At 60.2% G+C, this 18,574-nt stretch carries 15 protein-coding genes, 1 tRNA gene and 1 pseudogene; 9 read left to right on the top strand and 8 right to left on the bottom strand.

The window, feature by feature from the left end:
- Positions 1–43: 43 nt before the first annotated feature.
- Together ACSAMW_RS00275 and ACSAMW_RS00270 are read left to right on the top strand one after the other, a co-directional pair.
- Entirely contained in the window at positions 44–1,711 is a 1,668-nt protein-coding gene (locus ACSAMW_RS00275) for a cyclic peptide export ABC transporter (RefSeq protein WP_500592129.1), read from the top strand.
- Positions 1,712–1,932: 221 nt separating this feature from the next.
- Positions 1,933–4,059 (top strand): ATP-binding protein, encoded by a 2,127-nt coding sequence (locus ACSAMW_RS00270; RefSeq protein WP_500592128.1) that lies wholly within the window; start codon positions 1,933–1,935, stop codon positions 4,057–4,059.
- A 79-nt stretch (positions 4,060–4,138) separates the two neighbouring features.
- Here the strand turns inward: ACSAMW_RS00270 and ACSAMW_RS00265 are convergent.
- Positions 4,139–4,393: pseudogene (locus ACSAMW_RS00265) on the bottom strand (DNA polymerase V subunit UmuC); the annotation flags it as partial.
- A 101-nt stretch (positions 4,394–4,494) separates the two neighbouring features.
- Between ACSAMW_RS00265 and ACSAMW_RS00260 the strand changes: the two are divergent.
- Positions 4,495–6,582, top strand: coding sequence for a M10 family metallopeptidase C-terminal domain-containing protein (locus ACSAMW_RS00260; protein WP_500592127.1), 2,088 nt, complete (start codon positions 4,495–4,497; stop codon positions 6,580–6,582).
- A 314-nt stretch (positions 6,583–6,896) separates the two neighbouring features.
- Here the strand turns inward: ACSAMW_RS00260 and ACSAMW_RS00255 are convergent.
- Positions 6,897–6,987, bottom strand: a tRNA-Ser gene (locus ACSAMW_RS00255).
- 233 nt (positions 6,988–7,220) lie between these two features.
- Here ACSAMW_RS00255 and ACSAMW_RS00250 point away from each other — a divergent pair.
- The 6 genes from ACSAMW_RS00250 to ACSAMW_RS00225 all read left to right on the top strand — a co-directional run bounded on the left by ACSAMW_RS00250 (position 7,221) and on the right by ACSAMW_RS00225 (position 10,403).
- Positions 7,221–7,892, top strand: coding sequence for a Bax inhibitor-1/YccA family protein (locus ACSAMW_RS00250; RefSeq protein ID WP_168080348.1), 672 nt, complete (start codon positions 7,221–7,223; stop codon positions 7,890–7,892).
- Positions 7,893–8,026: 134 nt separating this feature from the next.
- Positions 8,027–8,419, top strand: a complete 393-nt coding sequence (gene tusD / locus ACSAMW_RS00245) for a sulfurtransferase complex subunit TusD (protein ID WP_168080346.1) — start codon at positions 8,027–8,029, stop codon at positions 8,417–8,419.
- Between the two features lies 1 nt (position 8,420).
- Complete coding sequence (tusC, locus tag ACSAMW_RS00240; RefSeq protein WP_168080344.1) at positions 8,421–8,780, top strand: sulfurtransferase complex subunit TusC; 360 nt, start codon at positions 8,421–8,423, stop codon at positions 8,778–8,780.
- Positions 8,780–9,073: a sulfurtransferase complex subunit TusB gene (gene tusB, locus ACSAMW_RS00235; protein WP_500592126.1), complete on the top strand. Its 294-nt coding sequence runs from the start codon at positions 8,780–8,782 to the stop codon at positions 9,071–9,073. Before tusC ends, tusB begins: the two co-directional genes overlap by 1 nt.
- A complete protein-coding gene (locus tag ACSAMW_RS00230) occupies positions 9,070–9,405 on the top strand; it encodes a TusE/DsrC/DsvC family sulfur relay protein (protein ID WP_500594105.1) in 336 nt (111 codons plus the stop codon). Before tusB ends, ACSAMW_RS00230 begins: the two co-directional genes overlap by 4 nt.
- Positions 9,402–10,403 carry a glycosyl transferase family protein gene (locus tag ACSAMW_RS00225; RefSeq protein WP_500592125.1) on the top strand — a complete coding sequence of 334 codons (1,002 nt, stop codon included), beginning with the start codon at positions 9,402–9,404 and terminating at the stop codon, positions 10,401–10,403. Before ACSAMW_RS00230 ends, ACSAMW_RS00225 begins: the two co-directional genes overlap by 4 nt.
- Here the strand turns inward: ACSAMW_RS00225 and cysG are convergent.
- From cysG to ACSAMW_RS00195, 6 genes are read right to left on the bottom strand one after another with little or no spacing between them, the layout of a single operon-like run.
- Positions 10,400–11,785 (bottom strand): siroheme synthase CysG, encoded by a 1,386-nt coding sequence (gene cysG, locus ACSAMW_RS00220; protein WP_500592124.1) that lies wholly within the window; start codon positions 11,783–11,785, stop codon positions 10,400–10,402. The genes ACSAMW_RS00225 and cysG overlap by 4 nt on opposite strands.
- Positions 11,786–13,066, bottom strand: a complete 1,281-nt coding sequence (gene serS / locus ACSAMW_RS00215; RefSeq protein WP_500592123.1) for a serine--tRNA ligase — start codon at positions 13,064–13,066, stop codon at positions 11,786–11,788.
- 16 nt (positions 13,067–13,082) lie between these two features.
- Entirely contained in the window at positions 13,083–13,457 is a 375-nt protein-coding gene (gene crcB / locus ACSAMW_RS00210; RefSeq protein ID WP_500592122.1) for a fluoride efflux transporter CrcB, read from the bottom strand.
- A complete protein-coding gene (locus tag ACSAMW_RS00205) occupies positions 13,454–14,779 on the bottom strand; it encodes a replication-associated recombination protein A (RefSeq protein WP_500592121.1) in 1,326 nt (441 codons plus the stop codon). Before ACSAMW_RS00205 ends, crcB begins: the two co-directional genes overlap by 4 nt.
- A 15-nt stretch (positions 14,780–14,794) precedes the next feature.
- Entirely contained in the window at positions 14,795–15,418 is a 624-nt protein-coding gene (gene lolA / locus ACSAMW_RS00200) for an outer membrane lipoprotein periplasmic chaperone LolA (protein ID WP_500592120.1), read from the bottom strand.
- A 51-nt stretch (positions 15,419–15,469) separates the two neighbouring features.
- The gene (locus tag ACSAMW_RS00195; RefSeq protein ID WP_500592119.1) at positions 15,470–18,265 is read right to left on the bottom strand and encodes a DNA translocase FtsK; all 2,796 of its coding nucleotides are present in this window, start codon (positions 18,263–18,265) and stop codon (positions 15,470–15,472) included.
- Positions 18,266–18,574: the final 309 nt, after the last annotated feature.

The raw sequence follows: 18,574 nt of genomic DNA, 5'->3' as shown, positions 1-18,574 counted from the left end.
CCGCCCTGCGGCCCTACCCCTTCTTCATGCTGATAGGTACGTCATGCACTCGATCCACACCCCGCCCCGGCGCGTTCTGGCTACCCTGCTGGGCCAAGTACGCGGCCCCCTGGCCCTGGCCACCGTTGCCAGCATCCTTAGTGGCCTGGCCGGGGTCGCCCTCGTCGCCTTGCTCAACGCCGCCCTCAACGCTGCCCCCGAGCAGCTGCCTGGGCTGGGTTGGCAATTCCTGGGCCTATGCCTGGCCGCCTTGTGCCTGCGCCTGGTGGCCAGCTCGATCTTTATCAAGCTGACCCAGGCCACCCTGGCGAACCTGCGCCGGCACCTGGCACGCAAGATTCGGGGCGCCCCATACCGACAGCTAGAAAGCATGGGTGCCGCGCGCCTGCAGTCACTGGCCAGCGACGACGCCACCTTGGTGGCCACGCTCTTTGCCAGCCTGCCCCTGATCGCCATGAACGGCGCCATTGTCGCGGGCAGCCTGATCTACCTGGGCATGCTGTCCTTCACCACCCTTTTATTTGTGGCTGTGGCTTTGGGCCTGGGGTCCCTGGCGTTTCACCTGGCCCACGGGCGGGCGATGGTTCACCTGCGCGCCGCCGGCCGTCAGCAGGATGCGGCCTTGGGCAACTTCAGCGCGCTGATCGCCGGGGCCAAGGAACTGAAGCTGAACCGTGCCCGTGGGGATGATTTTGTCGAGCAGGTGCTGAGCCCTACCCTGGACTCGGTTCGCAGCATTCGCGTGCGCGGCATGATGATCTACACCGGTGCCAGCAATTTCGGCCTGTTCCTGCTGTACGTGATCATTGGCGTGACCACCTTCTTCTTCACCCGTTATGCCGGGCTGGATGCACACATCAGCTCAGGCTTTGTGGTGGTGTTTCTCTACCTGATGGTGCCGCTGGACAGCCTGCTCAATAACCTGCCCCAGGTTCAGTTGGCCCGTGTGGCGCTGGAACGTATCGAGACCGCTGTGGCCTCCATGGCCAACGACGAAACCCCCAGCGATGCCCCTGCACCCGCGAGCTTCAAGCGGATCGACATCACAGGCCTGCGCCATCGCTACTACCATGAGCGCACGGAGGGGCTGTTCCACCTAGGGCCCATGAACCTGGCCTTTGTGCCCGGTGAATTGGTCTTCCTGGTGGGCGGTAACGGGAGCGGCAAGACCACCCTGGCCAAGTTGCTGACCGGGCTGTACGTGGCCGAGGAAGGCGAAGTGCGCCTGGATGGCATAGCGGTCGATGCCACCAACCGCGATGCCTACCGCCAGCACTTCAGCGCGATTTTCTCGGACTTCCACCTGTTCGACTCCCTGGCCGGGTTGCCGGCCGCAGGCTTGGACCAGTTGGGGAACGAGCTGCTGAAAAAACTGCAACTGGACCACAAGGTGCAGGTGGTGGACGGGGCGTTCTCCACCCGCGACCTGTCTCAGGGCCAGCGCAAGCGGCTGGCACTGGTGGTGGCCTATCTGGAGGATCGCCCCTTCTACCTGTTCGACGAATGGGCTGCCGACCAAGACCCCACCTTCAAGGAGGTGTTCTACCAGACCTTGCTGCCTGAACTGCGCGCCCGTGGCAAAACGGTGTTGGCCATCAGTCATGATGACCGTTATTTCCACCTCGCAGATCGGCTGCTCAAGCTCGAAGACGGGCAGCTGGTAGCGGACGAGACGCTGCAGGGTGTGATGCGTGAGGGCGGCATGGCCTGACGGCAGCTAAAAACCTTGGCAGGCGCCTAGAACGACGTGAACGAATCTTTTCGCAGGCTGGCGCCTACCCCCATAGGGCTAGCCCCTAGTCACGAAACAGGAACCATTTGTTCAGAAGAGGCTTCGAAATCGGTGTACCGCATGGGTTAAGCTACATGGCGCGCCTGCCAAGTGTGAGCGCCAAAGGCCCTGGCAAGGAAGACCACACAGGCATAGGCTAGATGCAGACACTTGAAGACCCCCACTTCAAAGAAGGTTCCGGCCACCCTGATGAGCCTTACGATCACTATGCCCCTCGCAGCTACAACGTTCAGGTAGTTGCCTGGTTTCTGGCGGCCATACCCATAGCCATCGGCTTTATCACCTGGGTTGAGTACGCAGCCTCTGTGCATATCCTCGACCAGATAGTGCCGGGCTCGACACGCATGTCGCCGCTTACGGCGCTGGCCCTGATCATCACGGCGCTAGCCCCTCTGCTGTATCCGCAGCGCCGGTTGTGTGGGGCACTTGTGGCGCTTGGATTGACGATAGCCCTATGTGCCTTGTTCTCTCATTTGTTGGTAGGCGAGGACCGGATCAGCCCTGCCCTGGCTAACGTGATGTTAGCCAGCTCCCACGTCCCTATTGGGCGAATGTCGCCGGCTACGGCGACCTGCCTTCTGCTGCTGTCACTGGCGTCTGGCGCTCGGCTCTGCCAGCGACCAAAACCCTGCGACATGCTGGCCACTGCGGCGTTCAGCCTGGCGGGTATTGGCCTGCTGGGGTACGTATATGGTGTAAGGGACCTCTACACGGTCCCTATTTTTAGCTTGATGGCGTTCCATACGGCATTAGCCCTGCTTTGCCTGTCCGTATCGATCATGCTGCATCAAGTGGACAAGGGTTGGTTCAGGATTATCACCCTGAACAACCGAGCGGGCTCAACAACCCGGCGGCAACTGGCCTTGACTGCCGTGTTACCAATCATTGGCTGGTTGCTGCTATGGGCGGTGAACAGTGGCGCCGTAAGCCCTTCTGCTGCCCTCACCTTAGTGGTAGCTACCGTATTTCTGCCGCTAACTGTGCTCATCATAAAGGACGGCCGCGCCAACGATCGCCTCGACCGCCAGCGCTATAAACAGCAAAAGCTTGAGGGCACCATCCGGCGACGCCTGGAATTGGAGCTGGCAGAGAAGCGCGCAGCACTGGAACACGAGGCTGCCCAACGCCTGGCGGTCGAGCAGGCGATGAACCAGGCCAAGCGTCTTGAAGCCATAGGGCAGCTCACGGGTGGGATAGCACACGACTTCAACAACCTGCTGATGGGTATTTCAGGCAACCTCGAACTCTTGGAGCGCCATGCTGGAGAGGATCAGAGAGCCCTCAAGCATCTACATAGAGCCGCTCTGGCGACTGATAAGGGCATTCGCCTGACCAGCCAGCTTCTCGCGTTCTCCCGTACCCAGCGGCTCAACCTTGTGGCCGTTGAACTCAAGGACAGCATCGCGGCGGCCTTCCATCTGGTGTCTAACGCGCTGGGCCCTGGCATCACCATTGACATGCAGCCACCAGATGAAAACCTGCGGGTTCAAACCGACCCATTGCAACTGGAAATGGCCATCTTGAACCTGGCCTTGAATGCCCGGGACGCCATGCCTGATGGGGGATGCTTCGCTGTCACCTGCATAGCGTCACCTGATACGGCGGGGCTGGTTTCCATCAGCGTTAGCGATACCGGTACGGGTATGTCGCCCGAGGTGCTGGCCAAGGCCTGTGAACCGTTCTTCACCACCAAACAACAAGGCCGAGGCACTGGCCTGGGGTTGGCACAGGTGTACGGCCTGTGCGGCCAATGCGGGGGCGAATTGCGTATCAGCTGTACGCTGGGCAAAGGCACTACGTTCGAATTGCGGCTACCTGCTGCCAGCACAGCACCTATCACCCAGCAGGGCCCGGTTAGGCCGACGCTTACGGTTCAAGGCGTGATAACCCGCCCGATTCTGGTGGTAGATGACGATGACATGGTGCGTGCCGTGGTAGCCGATGACTTGCGCGCGCGGGGTTATGACGTACTGGAAGCCAGTGACGGCACCGATGCCCTGGCCAAGCTGGAGGCCACAGGCTGCGCAGCCGCCGTGATAGATTTCCTGATGCCAGGCCTAAACGGAGCCGAGGTGGCCAAGGCCGCCAGAGGCATTCAGCCTGACCTGCCGATCGTATTTATCAGCGGATACTCCGACACCCTGCAGCTAGAGGCTATTGACCGTGCGGTGCTGGTGAGAAAGCCTTTCGAACTGGACGCATTGAACGCTACGCTCCACCGCTTGCTGCTGAATGAAGCGGCTGGGGACGGCGTGACGGTAGGTTAAAGCCGGGCGCGAAGCCTACGGACCTCTTTACAGATCGAACGCTCGGCTTATGAGCCGTTTGCCCGGATTGGACTCAAGGCCTGATGCCCATCGCCTGCAGGTGGGCAGTCATCCGCTTGCCAATCTCCCAGACCTCTTTCACCACTGTGTTGCGCAACACCCAGTTCCGCTTGAACGGATCGGATATGTCCACCACACCACCCGTGGCGTCCTAGAGACGCTTTTCCTTGTGATTCGCGAACTGGGCCAGGGTCTTTGTACACGCAATGCCTACCCCAACAGGAATGCCGGTGTGAATCGTCGAGCAAACCATCCGTCCGAATGCAGTCAAATCCGTCCAGCGATCGTTATATGCCTTGTCTGGTTTGGCCAATCTAAAAGGCAAAGGGTGAACTACAGTGGAGGATCCAACCCGCATCATTAAAGGATTATCCCGTGAACACTAGCGCTAGCACGTCAGTACTTACTCACACTGTCACCACCGGTGTCGGGACAGTCAGTGTCGATCTCACAGGGCAGCTGGATTATGCAGAAAGCGTATTAGTAAACACCAACGGCCAGATCCTGGTAGGTGGCTATAGCCAGCACCTGGCCTGGGGTTATCCCGGAGCGCCAGGCGAGGAAAGCTATGGCTACAATCTTGATCATTCCGTAGTACGGCTAAATACGGACGGTAGCTTGGACACCGCATTCGGCGTGGGAGGCGTGGATGTTGTTCCGGACAACATATGGCCTGAGTGGGACTACGACATCATGGCTGTTCAGGCCGACGGGCGAGTGGTGGCTGCCAATTCGGTAGAGGGCGGCATACGGGTAGAGCGATTCAACAGTGATGGTACGCTCGACAGCACATTCGGTAAGAACGGTGCACAGATAATCGCTACCAGCCTCAGCGGCGGCATGGATCTCAAAGCCCAGGCTGATGGCACCGTGTATGTGAGTATTCGCGACACGGGTCAAGCGGAGGTGACAAAACTGAATAGCGACGGCACCGTGGTCACAGGCTTTGGTGACCAGGGGACACTCACATTAAATACCACACCAGACCCCTGGGCCGGTGATATCACCACCCATGTCCAGCCTGATGGCAGTGTTCTGTTCGGCGCGATCTATTCTGTCGAGGATCCGCAAGAATCGTCTATGAGCACCCGCTTTGTTCAGGTCTACGGACTCCAGCGTTTTACACCGGACGGTGAACTGGACACGCGCTTTGGGGACCAGGGAATTCTCTACCTGGACCCAGCCTTGGGTTTTACAGCCGACTCTGGCGTGACTGTTCAAGAGGACGGCAAAATCATCGTGGTAGGCCATAACGTCGAAAATTCCGTGGCAAGTGTACTGCGGCTCAATGCCGACGGTTCCTTCGATACCACCTTCGGCGAACAGGGCGTGGTCACTATCGACGATAGCTCGCCAGAGGCTGTTACGGTGCAAGCAGACGGCAAAATCGTGGTAGCGGGCCTGCACAACCTCGACTTCAATGTTACGCGTCTCAATGCAGATGGCAGCCTAGATACCACCTTTGGCAGCCAGGACGGCAAGGTGCATATCGACGGCTATGTGGGGCAGGACATCCTGCGAGGTACGGAGGCCGCTGAGCTCATCAAAGGCTTTGCGGGCGATGATGTGTTGCAAGGCAATGGCGGGCGGGACGTCCTCACCGGCGGTGCCGGGGCGGACATATTCCGTTTCACGGACATCGCAGACAGCTATCACACGAGTAAGGGTAATGCCAGTGACCGTATTCTGGATTTCGATACCTCGCAGGACCGCATTGACCTGACCGGGCTTGGTTTTAGCGGCCTTGGCAATGGCCATAATGGTACGCTCGCTGTACAAACGAATGCCGAAGGTACCCGCACGTACTTGAAGAGTTACGATGCCGACGCCGCCGGGCATCGCTTTGAGCTAGTGCTGGACGGCAACCTGGCCAGTCAGTTGAACAGCGATAATGTGGTGACTGAACGGCCCGTCATTGAAGGCACATCGGGCAAAGATACCCTTACCGGGTCGGCGCTGGCGGAAGTGATTTATGGCCTGGATGGCAACGATCGCATCAACGGTGGAGCAGGGTCCGATATCTTGATTGGCGGGCAAGGCGCTGACCAACTCAATGGCGGCGACAGAGGCGATTTCACCTACTGGGTTGATGACCACCAGGACGACGATATCTTCCGCTACCTGTCTACCGACGACAGCTACCGCACCGACTCCAAAAGCTTTGTCGACCTTATCGTGAGGTTTGCAGGCCCTAGCGACAAGATCGATGTGTCGCAGTTGGGCTACACCGAATTTGGCGATGGTACCGGGACTACGTTGAAGATGGCCTACAACCGGGATCTAGACCGTACCTACCTGAAGGATGTGGAAGCAGACAGCCAAGGCCATAAGTTCGAAATCGCGCTGGCCGGTAACTGGCTCGATGTCTTGAACGAAGACAACATGGTATTCGCGCCCGCGGTGCCTGTGGAGCTGGTAGGCGTGGCGACCTCCACGCCAGACCAAGGCCATCACATTGCCTGATTGAGCACTGCTTCACTAGCACTGCGCTGCCTTGAGGCAGCGTGGTGCATTTCACGTTCCGCGCGCTGCCAGCGCCTGCCAGGACTGAAGCATTCAGAAAACGCTCTTTATAGGTTGCTAGCTGCTGTCAGGATTGGCGCTGGGCAAGACATGGAGCAGCTTTCTAGCAAGGTAGGAAAAGACGTTCGCCGGATTGCCACTCGAAGCGATAGGCCGCTTTGGAACTCGGGGAAACGGCTAGGCGTGCCCTCATCCTCATCGCTAACCGGAAGATACAAAAAAGCCCCGCATACGCAGGGCTTTTCTATCTGTGTTGGCGGGAAACCAGGGATTCGAACCCTGGAGACGCTATTAACGTCCGCCGGTTTTCAAGACCGGTGCATTCAACCACTCTGCCAATTTCCCGTAGGCGCCCGGGCATTCCGACGTTCGGTCCATATTGGCTGACCGGCGTATGCCCTGTGGTGCGGGCGCCATAATACCCGAATGAAACAACCTGTCAAACTCTGTTACTGGTGTTGACGCGCAGCTTTGGTATGCTCATCTGCGACTAGAAATTTCAGGGGCGGATATGGCGCTTGCCCCCGGGCCGAAAGGCCTGTTCAATCGCCTCATTCACGACCTAAAGGAGTTTCGCCATGCGCGAACAGGATTACGCCCTTCGACAAGGCGCACAAGGTACTCAGCTGGAAGTCAGCCGAGTGCTCCGCAATACCTATGGCCTGCTGGCACTTACCCTGGCGTTCAGCGCCCTCATGGCCTTCGTGGCACAGCAGATGAACGTCCGTTACCCTAACGTGTTCGTGGTGCTGATCGGCTTCTACGGCCTGTTCTTCCTCACCAACAAGCTGCAGGATTCAGTCTGGGGCATCGTGTCCACCTTCGCCCTCACCGGCTTCATGGGCTTTATCCTGGGGCCGATCCTCAATCGCTACCTGGGCATGGCGGGCGGTGCTGAAATCGTCAGTTCGGCGTTCGCCATGACGGCACTGGTGTTCGGTGGCCTGTCGGCCTACGTGCTGATCTCCCGCAAGGACATGTCGTTCCTGTCGGGCTTCATCACCGCCGGCTTCTTCGTGCTGCTGGGCGCCACTGTCGCCGGCCTGTTCTTCAACATAAGCGGCCTGCACCTGGCGATCAGCGCTGGCTTCGTGCTGTTCTCCTCGGTCTGCATCCTGTTCCAGACCAGTGCGATCATCCATGGTGGCGAGCGTAACTACATCATGGCGACCGTTAGCCTGTATGTATCGATCTACAACTTGTTCGTAAGCCTGCTGCAGCTGTTTGGCCTGATGGGCCGCGACGACTGATTCGCACTGCGTTGCATCACAACCCCCGCCCTGTGCGGGGGTTTTTGTTTAGGGGGCATTAGGGCTGGCGTGTGTAGCGGGCTTTTTTCAACACGAGGGATTAGAATCAGGCCGTTACTCTGATCGAGGCTGTCATGAAATTCGCCATTGCGGTGTTCTCCCCCCCCTATGCTCCAGCCACTCGCAGGGCGTTGCGCTTTACCGAGGCGGCGCTGGCGGCAGGGCATGAAATCGTGCGGGTGTTTTTCTACGGCGAAGGCGTGCATAACGCATCGGCCAACCTGGTGGTGCCTCAAGATGAACAGAACATTGGCGCGCAATGGCAGGCCTTGATACACGCACATGCGCTTGATGGTGTGGTCTGCATTGCAGCAGCCTTGCGCCGGGGGGTGCTAAACACTGAAGAAGCTACCCGCTGGGCGCGGCCTGCCGCCAATGCAGTGGCAACGCTGGAACTGTCGGGCCTGGGCCAGTTGCACGAAGCCGTGCAGGGCGCTGATCGCTTGATGTGCTTTGGAGGCGATTGATATGGCCAGGTCCCTTTTGATGGTCAGCCGTCGAGCCCCCTGGTCGGGCCTTGGCGCACGGGAAGCACTGGACATTGTGCTGGCAGGTGGGGCTTACGAGCTTCCCTTGGCCATGCTGTTCATGGACGATGGCGTGCTCCAGCTGGTCAAGGGCCAGGCGCCCCAGCTGCTGGAGCAGAAAAACCTCGGTGCGAACCTGCAAGCCCTGCCCTTGTTCGGCATAGAAGCCCTGTTCGTATGTGGTGCCAGCCTGGCTGAGCGTGGCCTAAGCGCAGAACACCTAGCGCTGGATGCACGCATTCTGCAAGCCAGTGACCTGGCAATGTTGTTCAACCAATACAACGAGGTAATCACCCTCTGATGGCAACCTTGCATGTGGTCTCCAGCCCGCCGTTCACCGATAGCCGCTTGAACAGCTGCCTGCGCGTGCTGGGCCCCGGCGATGCCCTGCTCTTGTGCGGAGAGGCGGTGCAGGCATTGCGTGAGCCTAGCCCTATGGCGCAAACGCTGAGTGCCCTGCCCGCTGGCGCCCTGTATGCGCTAGGTGAGGACTGCGACGCGCGTGGGCTTGAGCAAACCCTGGCATGCCAAGTGGACTACACCGCCTTTGTGGCGCTGTCATTGGCCTATGACCGTGTAAACACATGGCTATGAACCTGTTGCACCTGGGCGGCCGGGACATTGCTGTCGATAAGCAAGGGTTTCTGCTGGACCTTAGCGATTGGTCCCCGGCGGTTGCCAGGGCACTGGCCGAAGGGGAAGGCATTGTACTTACACCTGCCCACGAGGAAGTACTGGACGTGCTCAGGCGCTTCTATGCCGAGTTTCAGCTCTCGCCCGCGACCCGGCCACTGGTCAAGTACGTGGCCCTTCACCTGGGGGCGGAAAAAGGCAACAGCGCTTACCTCAACCATCTTTTCAAAGGCACCCCCGCCAAGCTTGCCGCCAAGCTTGCGGGCCTGCCCAAACCGGCGAATTGCATATGACCACCCTCGAACCCCTTCGCCTTACGACGCCTGAAGAACATCCGTTTGCCGAGTTCGTGCGTATTCTGGGCAAGGGTAAACGCGGCGCCCGCCCACTCACACGCGAAGAGGCGGCCCGGGCCATGGGCATGGTGTTGGATGGGCAGGTGGAAGCCACCCAACTGGGTGCGTTCCTTATGCTGTTGCGTCACAAGGAAGAAAGCGCGGAAGAACTGGCAGGGTTCACCGAAGCCGTGCGCGCACGTGTGGCGGCCCCCGCCCTGAACGTGGACCTGGACTGGCCTTCCTATGCGGGCAAAAAGCGGCACTTGCCTTGGTACACACTGGCCGTAAAGTGCCTGGGCCTGAACGGCCTGCGGATTTTCATGCACGGCGGCGGCGCCCATACGGCCGGCCGGCTGTACACCGAGCACCTGCTGGGCGACCTGGGTATTCCCCTCTGCCGCGATTGGGCCCAGGTAGGCCAAGCCCTGGATACTACGGGAGTGGCCTTCGCGCCGCTGTCAGACTGGGCCGGCCCGCTTCAACACATGATTGACCTGCGCAATATCCTGGGCCTGCGCTCCCCTATTCATTCACTGGCACGGGTGTTGAACCCATTGGGCGCCCGCTGCGGCTTGCAGAGCATCTTCCATCCCGGTTACCAGCCTGTTCATCGTGAGGCCAGCCGGTTATTGGGAGACACCTCCATCGTGATCAAGGGCGATGGTGGTGAGCTTGAGGTGAACCCGGACGCGGCCTGCCATCTTTATGGGGCAAGCGGCGGAGAGCCCTGGGATGAAGAATGGCCTCAGCTGTCTGCCCAGCGCCACCTTAAGCCTGGCTTCCTCGACCCCGCACAGTTAGCAGCCGTATGGCGACGGGAAACCGAAGACCGCTACGGCGAACTTGCCGTGGTAGCAACCATGGCCCTGGCCTTGCGTGGCTTGGGCAGCCCACGGGATGATGCGTTCGAGACTGCACGCACGTGGTGGGCTCAACGTGACAGCGCTGCTTAAGCGCTGCCTTCGAACCAGGCCAGTTTTTCCCTGAGCAGTACCACTTCACCCACGATGACCAGCGTTGGCGCATGCACTTCATGGCGTGCGACCAGCGCTGGCAAATCCGCCAGTGTGCCGGTAAACACGCGCTGGTGTGCCGTAGTGCCCTGTTGGATAAGCGCAGCCGGCGTATCAGGCGAACGCCCATGCCGGATCATGCCTTCGCAGATAAGCGGCAGCCCCACCAGCCCCATGTAGAACACCACGGTTTGCGCAGGTGCCACCAGGTCACTCCAAGGCAGGTCTGTACTGCCATCCTTCAAATGGCCAGTCACGAAGCGCACCGACTGTGCGTAATCGCGGTGAGTGAGCGGAATACCTGCATAGGCTGCGCACCCACTGGCTGCCGTGATGCCGGGCACCACCTGGAAGGGAATGCCGTGTGCTGCCAGCTCCTCGATTTCCTCGCCACCCCGGCCGAAGATAAAAGGATCACCGCCTTTCAAGCGCACCACCCGCTTGCCCTGCTGAGCCAGGTCAACCAATTGCCGGTTGATCTGGTCCTGAGGTAATGCATGGTCAGCGCGGCGCTTGCCTACGTAGACACGCTCGGCATCACGCCGACACAGGTCCAGAATGGCAGGTGCCACTAGGCGATCGTAGAGCACCACGTCAGCCTGCTGCATCAGGCGCAGGGCTTTGAAGGTGAGCAGGTCCGGATCTCCAGGGCCAGCTCCTACCAGGTAAACCTCACCTGGCGCATGGGGGGGTGCACCTTCCACCCGTTCGGCCAGCATCCGTGCTGCTTCGCTGGCACGCCCCGCCAACTGCCGCTCGGCGATGGGCCCCTGGAAGACTTCCTCCCAGAACGCACGCCGCTGAGTCACGTCGGGATAGCGCTGCTTGACCCTGTCTCGAAAACCAGCAGCCAGCTTGGCCAGTGCACCGTAGGTGGGTGGAATCCAGGTTTCCAGCCGGGCGCGGATCAAGCGGGCCAGCACGGGCGCGTCGCCTCCGCTGGACACGGCGACCACCAGCGGGGAACGGTCGACGATGGCTGGGAAGATCACCGTACACAAGGCCGGCGCATCCACCACGTTGACCGGGATGCAGCGATCCTGGGCATCGGCAGAAACCTGGGCATTGAGGGGCGTATCGTCCGTGGCCGCGATGACCAACACACAATCGGCCAGGTCTGCCACGGCATACCCGCGCTCATGCACCTCACCGCCACTATCACGTACCAGCACGGCCAAGTGACTGTCCACCACCGGTGCAACGACCCGCAGCCGTGCGCCCGCCTCGGCAATCAGCCTAGACTTGCGAAGGGCGATTTCGCCCCCTCCCACCACCAGCACAGTCCGCCCGGTGAGCTTGTGAAACAGCGGCAGGTAATCCATTCAGCCAATGACCTCAAGGCCAGCCATGTAAGGTTTAAGCACCTCAGGCACACGAATCGAACCATCGGCCTGTTGGTAATTCTCCAGCACCGCCACCAAGGTACGGCCTACTGCCAGGCCTGAGCCGTTGAGCGTATGAACCAGCTCAGGTTTGCCGGTTTCCGGGTTGCGCCAACGGGCCTGCATGCGCCTTGCCTGGAAATCACCGGTGTTGGAGCAGGATGAGATTTCCCGGTATTTGTCCTGGCTAGGCACCCACACTTCGAGGTCATAGGTTTTGGTGGCGCTGAACCCCATGTCCCCGGTGCACAGCGATAGCACGCGGTAAGGCAGTTCGAGTGCCTGCAGCACACGCTCAGCGTTGGCCGTCAGGCTTTCAAGGGCCTCCATGGATTTGGCCGGCTCCACCACCTGCACCATTTCTACCTTGTCGAACTGGTGCTGGCGGATCATGCCGCGGGTATCACGGCCCGACGCACCTGCCTCGCTGCGGAAGCAGGGGGTATGGGCAACCAGCTTGAGCGGCAAGGCCTTGGCATCAAGGATCTGATCGGCGACCAAGTTGGTGAGCGAGACCTCGGCCGTTGGAATCAGGTACAGGTCTGCTTCACCTTCACGGGCGATCTTGAACAGATCTTCCTCGAACTTGGGCAATTGCCCAGTGCCCTGCAACGCCGGCGCTTGAACCAGATAGGGGGTATAGGCCTCTTCGTAACCGTGCTCGGCCACATGCAGGTTGATCATGAATTGGGCCAACGCACGGTGCAGCCGGGCAATGGGGCCCCGCAACACGGCGAAGCGGGCGCCGGAGAGGCGCGCAGCACTTTCGAAATCCAGCCAGCCAAAGCGCTCGCCCAGTGCCACGTGGTCCTGAACCACGAAATCAAAGGCCGGCGGTGTGCCCCAGCGGCGCACTTCCACGTTGTCGTCTTCGTCCTTGCCCACGGGGACAGAGGCGTCCGGCAGGTTTGGCAGCCCTAGCAGAATGCTGTCCAATTGGGCCTGGATATCATCCAGCTCGCTTTTGCCCTGGGCCAGCTCCTGCGCCATACGCTCAACATCGGCCATTAGCGGCGCAATGTCTTCGCCTCGGGCCTTGGCTTGCCCGATGGACTTGGAACGACTGTTGCGCTCGGCCTGCAATTGCTCGGTGCGGGTCTGCACCACCTTGCGCTGGGCTTCCAACGCCTCGATGCGCGCAACATCCAGGGCAAAGCCGCGGGTTGAAAGGCGCTCGGCAACATCATGCAATTGGCCGCGTAACAGTTTTGAATCGAGCATGTAGGGTTCTCGTTAATCAGAGTTTTGTCAGGTACAGGCCTGCCCAGGTTGCCAGCAGGCCGCCGAACACACTGGCAACGGCATAGCCAATTGCCAGGGGCACCTGCCCGTTGTCTAGCAGGCGCAACGTGTCCAGGGAGAAGGATGAAAACGTTGTCAGCCCACCCACAAAGCCCACGATCAGCCCGGCTTTGAGGTAGAGCGGCGCCTCAGGTCGCGTCAGAAACGCACCGTAAAGATAGCCAATGACCAGGCAACCGACGATGTTTACCGCCAAGGTTCCCACGAAAAAATGCCGGGGGTAATGGGCTGTGACCCAATATCCTGTGGCGAACCGTAGCAGCCCACCTAGAATCCCGAAAAGCCCCACAGACACGATTACAGGAATCATGGCTTTCTCCGTTGCAAGGGGCTGGCCTGATCCAGTTCAGCAAGGTGGCGCAGCTTTTCGCCAATTTTCAGCTCAAGGCCGCGTGGCACCGGTTGGTAATAATGCCGTGGCGCCATGCTTTCAGGGAAGTAGTCTTCACCGGCGGCATAAGCATCGGGCTCGTCGTGGGCATAACGGTAGTGTTCCCCATAACCCAGTTGTTTCATCAGCTTGGTAGGGGCGTTGCGCAGGTGCAACGGTACCTCTTGAGAGCCCAAGGCTGCAGCGTCCGCCTTGGCGGCCTTGAAGGCCGTGTAGACCGCGTTGCTCTTTGGCGCGCAGGCCAGATACACAATGGCCTGGGCTACAGCCAGCTCGCCTTCGGGGCTACCCAGGCGCTCTTGTACGTCCCAGGCCGAGAGGCACAGTGCCAGCGCCCTCGGATCTGCATTGCCAATGTCTTCACTGGCCATGCGCACCACGCGACGGGCGATGTACAAGGGGTCGCAACCGCCGTCCAACATGCGGGCATACCAGTACAGCGCGCCATCGGCGTTGGAACCGCGCACCGACTTGTGCAGCGCAGATATCTGGTCGTAGAACGCCTCGCCACCCTTGTCGAAGCGCCGACGGGTATCCCCCAGCAGGCTCTGCAACAACTCGGTACCGATTTCTTCACCGTCTTCGACCAGGTCGGAGGCATTCTCCAAAAGGTTGAGCAAGCGTCGGCCATCGCCGTCGGCCGCCGCCACAAGCAGCAAGAAAGCACCTTCACCGAGGGTGAGGCGGCGGCTGCCCAGGCCGCGTTCTTCGGTTAACGCCCGCTGCGCCAACTGCCGCATCGCGGCTTCGTCCAGGCTCTTGAGCACATACACCCGGGCCCTGGATAGCAACGCATTGTTGAGCTCGAAGGAAGGGTTCTCGGTGGTAGCGCCTACGAAGATGAGCGTTCCATCTTCGACGTAGGGCAGGAATGCATCCTGCTGAGACTTGTTGAACCGGTGCACTTCATCCACGAACAAGAGCGTACGGCGGCCGTACTGGGCAGCCTGCTGCCGAGCCATGTCCACGGCGTGACGTATTTCCTTCACGCCCGCCAGCACGGCGGACACGGTTTCGAAATGGGCGTCGGACACTTTCGCGAGCAACTGGGCCAGGGTGGTTTTACCCACGCCCGGCGGCCCCCAGAAGATCATGGAATGCAAAGCACCCTGCTCAAGGGCCTCGCGCAAGGGCTTGCCACGTGCCAGCAGGTGGTCCTGCCCCACGTACTCATCTAACGTACTGGCGCGCAGCCTGGCCGCCAGAGGCTGGGCCGGCGGCGGCGAGCTGAACAGGTCCACCACGACAGCAGTGCCCTATTCCTGAATCACGTCGGCACCCTTGGGGGGAACGAACGTAAACTTGCTAGCAGGCACAGGCTCGTTGGCCTTCACATTCATGAACAGGATATTGGTACGCTGCCCCACGCCATCAATCAGTTGCATGTCGTTGATCAGGCCACGGCGGAACGACAGGCGCAGGGAGTCGAACAACGTGTCCTTGGTTTTGGGCTTGAGCACGAAGTCGATCACGTCACCGGCTTCCTTATAGGTGATGTCAAAGCTTTGGCTGATTTTCGATACATCACCGGACAGTAGCAGCGCGGGGGTTTGTGTCAGCCGCTGGTCCAGGGTTTTAATGGTGACCTGCTCAAGGTCCGGGTCCCAGAGCGACACCTTCTTGCCGTCAGACACCATGAGTTGTTCTTGGGGCGCATCGGTGTGCCAATTGAACAGGCCTGGGCGCTGAAGGGCCATTTCGCCGCTGGTTTCCTGCAACTGCGTACCACCGCCGTCAAGCGTGAGCTGAGAGAAACGCCCGGTCAGGGTTTGGGATTTTTCCAGCAGCTGAGTCAGGGACTTCACTGCCTGGTCATCTGCCAAGGCAGACAGGCTGGTCATGGCCAGCGCAGATAGCAACAACATGCGAATCAGGCGCATGGTAATCCTCGTGTCAGATAAGCGAACCGGCGCCTTCACAGGCGCCAATGGTCAATCGCGGGACGGGCCGGGTGCAATGACGTCGCGGCTGCCGTTGGTATTCATGGGCGTTACCACCCCTGCCATTTCCATGGCTTCGATCATACGTGCAGCACGGTTATAGCCGATCTTGAGCTTGCGTTGAACGGAGGAAATGGACGCCCTGCGGCTTTCCAGGACGAAAGCTACGGCTTCGTCATACAAGGCATCGCTTTCGCTGTCATCTCCGTCACCACCGCCTGACCCTTCAAACCCGGCACCACCGCCCTCCTCAACGCCATTAAGGATGTCGTCGTTATAGTCAGGCGTGCCGCGCTGTTTCCAGGCTTCCACTACACGGTGGACTTCATCGTCAGACACAAAGGCGCCGTGGACCCGAATCGGCAGGCTGGTGCCTGGCGGCATGTACAGCATGTCCCCGTGGCCGAGCAATTGCTCGGCCCCACCCTGATCGATGATGGTCCGGGAATCGATCTTGCTCGACACCTGGAACGCCATGCGGGTAGGGATGTTGGCTTTGATCAGGCCAGTGATCACGTCTACCGACGGCCGCTGGGTCGCCAGGATCAGGTGAATACCGGCTGCCCGCGCCTTCTGCGCGATACGGGCGATCAGCTCTTCAACCTTCTTGCCGACGATCATCATCATGTCGGCAAATTCGTCAACGACTACCACAATCGTTGGTAGGGTCTTCAGCAAGGGGGCTTCGTCTTCCATGCTTTCGCGACGGTAGAGGGGATCGCCCAAGGGGTAACCGGCCTCCTCGGCATCCTTGACCTTGCGGTTGAAGCCCGCCAGGTTACGTACCCCCATGGCCGCCATCAGCTTATAACGGCGCTCCATTTCCGCAACGCTCCAGCGCAGGGCATTGGCGGCGTCTTTCATGTCAGTGACCACCGGGCACAACAGGTGCGGAATGCCTTCATAGATGGACAATTCCAGCATCTTGGGGTCGATCATGATCAAACGGGCGTCTTCAGGCGACGACTTGAACAGGATCGACAGGATCATTGCGTTCACACCGACGGACTTACCAGACCCGGTGGTACCGGCCACCAGCAAGTGTGGCATCTTGGCCAAGTCGGTAATGACCGGTTTGCCGCCGATGTCATGCCCCAGGGCGAGGGTGACCGGTGAGGGCGCTTCATCGAACTGTGGCGTGGACAACACCTCCGAGAAGCGCACGATCTGCCGGTCCTCGTTGGGGATCTCGATCCCTACGGTAGTTTTACCGGGGATGACTTCCACCACACGGACGCTGGTCACTGCCAGGGAGCGCGCGAGGTCTTTTGCCAGGTTGGAGATCCGACTCACCTTCACGCCAGCCGCCGGTTGAATCTCATAACGGGTAATCACCGGGCCGGGGTGTATCGAATCCACCAGGACCTCGACACCGAACTCCTTGAGCTTGATCTGCAGGAGCTGGCCTACGCCTGCCAGGGATTCGGGTGAATACTGAACTTCCTTCTTCTGCACCGGGTCCAGGATGGACAGTGGCGGCAGCGTGCCCTCCAGCGTCGCATCTACCTTGGTAGGCTCTGGCTTGTGGAGGAAAGCCGGCCGCGGCGGCTCGACCCTGGGGGCCGGTGGCGCAACTGCAGGTGGGTGAGCCGAAGGCGCGACAATGGGTGGCATCACAGGGGCGGCCACTTGCGCGGGCCTGCGCTCGACTGCCAGGCGAGGCGCTTCAAGCACAGGGTCCCGGTCTGTGGCCGAGAAGCTTTCGAACGTTTCCTCCTCGTCTTCGTCATCCCATGGCATGCGCGAGGCAACGACCGGGGCATGGTGCTGAATAGCAGACGGCACGGGCGTGGGCGCTTTGACGGCTGCCGCAGGCACGGCCGCTGGCGTGAAAGCGGGCACGGGTACAGGCGCTGGCGGCGGCACGGGTGCGGACACCACAGGCGCAGGGGCCACGACAGACGGCGGTGGAACGATGACCGGTGCGCGTACCGTGGGAGGTGGTGCTTGGAAGCGTGGCTGATACACAGGTTCCTGGCGCACAGGTGTAGCCGTTGCAGCCTCTGCCCCCGATGAAGGTTTGGCGTCGACGCGGGGCTCCATTCGACCTTCGCTGCGAGGTGCAGCCACCTCGTCAGCCACGTCAGGCACATAAGCCGCTTCCTTTGGACGCAACCGCGCCACAAGCTTGCGCTGCTCGGTACGCTCAGCCCACCAGCGGCTGGCAGCGCCCGTTACCAGCTCGAACAGGTCGAGGGTGATCTTGCCCGTGGTGTCCATGACCCGGAACCACGACAGATCCGTGAATACGGTAAGGCCGAACAGGAACAAGGCAATGAACAGCAATGTGCTGCCTTGGACGTTCAAGGCATTACGCGCCAGGTCGCCCAGGCTCTCGCCCAGGGCACCCCCTGACGAAGCCGGCAGGTTGGTGGCTGAATGGAAGTGCAGGTGCGCCAGCGCAGCGCCGGAAAGCACCAGGAACACCAGGCCGATTAGCCGCCAGGAAAACAGCCAGCCACTCCACTGCCACGCCTGATGCCGCTCCCGAAAGATCTGCCAGGCCTTCACGCCAAGCAATAATGGGAAAATATAGGCAAAGTAGCCTAGCACCATGAACAGGATATCCGCAGCGTACGCGCCGGCGCGGCCTGCAGCGTTCTGCACCTGGTCCGCACTGGTGGCGGTGTGGCTCCAGCCAGGGTCGCCCTGGTCATAGGTAAGCAACGCCATCCACAAATAGAGGCACAACGCTGCTATTGCGATAAGCGCGCCTTCCTTCAAGCGGTAGTTGATCTGCTGCCGCCAGAGAGGCACGGGGACGGGTTTTACAGTGGACTTCTTCAAAACGCATTCTTTCCTGCGCGGGGCGCGCGATCAGAGGGCTGTATCGCGGCCGGTTCCGTTCATGGCCGACTATTGTACGGATTTACAGTACCAATGTCATAGGGTGGCCATTGGCTACCTCACCAGTGCGCTCAAGGGCGTTCAGCTCAGGGCGTAAGCCACTTTACAAGGCAATAAGGTAGGCCTCGATTTCACCACGCTTTACCTGTGCTGACAAAGGCTTAAGTGAATAAATTGCGCAACTGCGCGAAGCTTCATGGACTTTGTTCACACGGCCTGGTTCCCTGTGCCTTCAGGCCACGCAAAACA

It is taken from the genome of Pseudomonas sp. AB39(2026) (genome assembly GCF_059831485.1).
Note: the sequence above shows the minus strand (reverse complement) of the source record. Positions and strands in the feature narration are given on the sequence as shown.